The organism is Actinomadura soli, assembly GCF_005889715.1.
GTDB lineage: Bacteria > Actinomycetota > Actinomycetes > Streptosporangiales > Streptosporangiaceae > Spirillospora > Spirillospora soli.
Genome location: NZ_VCKW01000524.1, coordinates 1 through 2,070 on the forward strand (window position 1 = coordinate 1; position 2,070 = coordinate 2,070).

General features: G+C 73.1%; 3 protein-coding genes. 2 read left to right on the forward strand and 1 reads right to left on the reverse strand.

What is annotated here, in order from left to right; all coding sequences use genetic code 11:
- The first annotated feature begins 45 nt into the window (after positions 1 to 45).
- Positions 46 to 1,038, forward strand: coding sequence for an ABC transporter ATP-binding protein (locus ETD83_RS41485; RefSeq protein ID WP_138650713.1), 993 nt, complete (start codon positions 46 to 48; stop codon positions 1,036 to 1,038).
- Positions 1,039 to 1,049: 11 nt separating this feature from the next.
- On the opposite strand, the gene ETD83_RS41490 is transcribed toward ETD83_RS41485, so the two are convergent.
- A complete protein-coding gene (locus ETD83_RS41490; RefSeq protein WP_138650711.1) occupies positions 1,050 to 1,502 on the reverse strand; it encodes a hypothetical protein in 453 nt (150 codons plus the stop codon).
- Positions 1,503 to 1,754: 252 nt separating this feature from the next.
- Between ETD83_RS41490 and ETD83_RS41495 the strand changes: the two genes are divergently transcribed.
- The coding region (locus ETD83_RS41495) for a hypothetical protein (protein ID WP_138650712.1) at positions 1,755 to 2,070 on the forward strand (316 nt) is incomplete at its 3' end.

Sequence of the window (2,070 nt, forward strand, 5' to 3'; positions counted from 1 at the left end):
GGGCTGCGGCACTACCGATCGACAGGGAGCTGATGCCGGGTGACGATGATCCAGGCCGAGGACGTGGTCAAGTCGTTCACCGTCCGGACCAGGTCGGGCGGGCTGCGGCGGACGCGGACGCCGCTGCGCGCGGTCGACGGCGTGTCGTTCACCGTCCAGCCGGGCGAGTTCGTCGGGTACCTCGGCCCGAACGGCGCCGGGAAGTCCACGACGATCAAGATGCTGACCGGGATCCTCACGGCGTCGTCCGGGCGGCTGCGGGTGTGCGGGCTCGACCCGTCGCGGCGGCGCACCTCGCTCGCCCGCCGGATCGGGGTGGTGTTCGGGCAGCGGACGACCCTGTGGTGGGACCTGCCGCTGCGCGACAGCCTCGCCCTCGTCCGGCGGCTGTACCGGGTCGAGACGGCCGCGCACCGGGAGCGGCTCGCGGAGCTGACGGCGCTGCTGGAGCTGGAGCCGTTCCTGGACACGCCGGTCCGGCAGCTCAGCCTCGGGCAGCGGATGCGCGGCGACCTCGCGGCCGCGCTGCTGCACGACCCGGAGCTGCTCGTCCTGGACGAGCCGACGATCGGCCTGGACGTGGTGAGCAAGGCGACCGTCCGCGACTTCCTGGAACGTATCAACGCCGAGCGCGGCACGACGATCCTGCTGACCACGCACGATCTCGGGGACATCGAGCGGCTCTGCCGCCGGGTCCTGATCATCGACCGCGGCCGGCTCGCCTACGACGGCGGGCTGGACGAGCTGCGCAGCACCGTGGGCGCCGACCGGCTGCTGGTCGTCGAGCTGGACCGGCCGGTCCCGCCGATCGCGCTGGACGGCATCGAGGCGGAGCGGGTGGAGGGGCCGCGGCAGTGGCTGCGGCTGCCGCGCTCGGCGAACGCGGCGGCGGTCGTCGCCGAGCTGACCCGCAGCCACGACGTCCGCGACATCTCGCTGCGGGAGGCCGGGATCGAGGACGTCCTGGCCGGGCTCTACCGGGGCGACCACGCGTACCGCCGTTCAGGCCGTCCCGTCGCGCCGCGGCAGGGGTGTTAGCGCCGGACGCGTCAGAAGGCCAGGTCGCCGGTGTCCTCGTCGCGGCCTGAGCCCCAGCGGCGCGGCGCCCACGCGGGCATCAGCAGCGCGAGGCCCATCATCCCGTACACGCCGGAGCCGAGGAGCATGCGCAGCCCGAAGTCCATGTCGCCGGCGGGCGGCACCTTGCCCGGCAGGTCGAGGACGCCGTCCGGGTCGACGAGGAACCAGACGGAGAAGCCGAGCAGCGCCAGCGCGGGGACGAGCGAGACCAGCGGCGACGCCCACCGCGCCACGATGATCACGCCCATCACCAGTCCGACCGCGGCCAGCAGGGCGAACGCGCCGTAGATGCGGGTGCGGTCGGTGATCTCCTGGCCCGTACCGTCGAAGGACTGGCCGGCCTGCACGTATCCCCAGGCCGCGCCGTACACCAGCCCGGGTGTCAGCAGGACGCCGAGGAAGAAGCCGATCGCGTGGCGCACCGCGCATCACATCCATTCGTTCCGGTATCGCCCCAATAACACCATCCACACCGGGCATAGCGCAGTAAATCCGCCCGATGGGGACGACTCTTCGTGACCGACCAGCGCCCGGCGGCAGGCGAATCGCCGGTGCGGGTCAACTCCCGGTCCGGATCCGGCGTCGAACACATAACAAGATCACTGACGGGCACCGTGTCCTCGACCGCGCCCGGCCTTCCCCCGCCGGCGGACGCATCGGTGAGGAGCACGCACATGCGCACAGGGGGAACGCAGGTGATCCAGGAGCGGGACCGCGCCGCAGTCACGAGCGGCCGGGCGGCGCCGGCGCGGGCGACCCGGCTGGTGGACGGGTTCACCGACGCCGCCGTGCTGCTCTTCGCGGTGTGGACCGCCGTCTACCATCTCGGGCTGCTCGTCCGCCCGCCGACGTCGGTGCTGCTGCTGGTGTGGCTCGCCTGTGCGGCCGCGATCGGCGCGCGGTACGCCGCGCGGCGAAGGTGGTGGGCCGGGCCGCTGTGGCGGGAGCCTGTCACGCTGCCGGTCGCGCGTAAGAGACCGGCGCCGAGGT

Excerpts from the sequence above, each read along its gene's own strand:
- ETD83_RS41485 (WP_138650713.1), top strand. The coding sequence starts at position 46 with ATGATCCAGGCCGAGGACGTGGTCAAGTCGTTCACCGTCCGGACCAGG.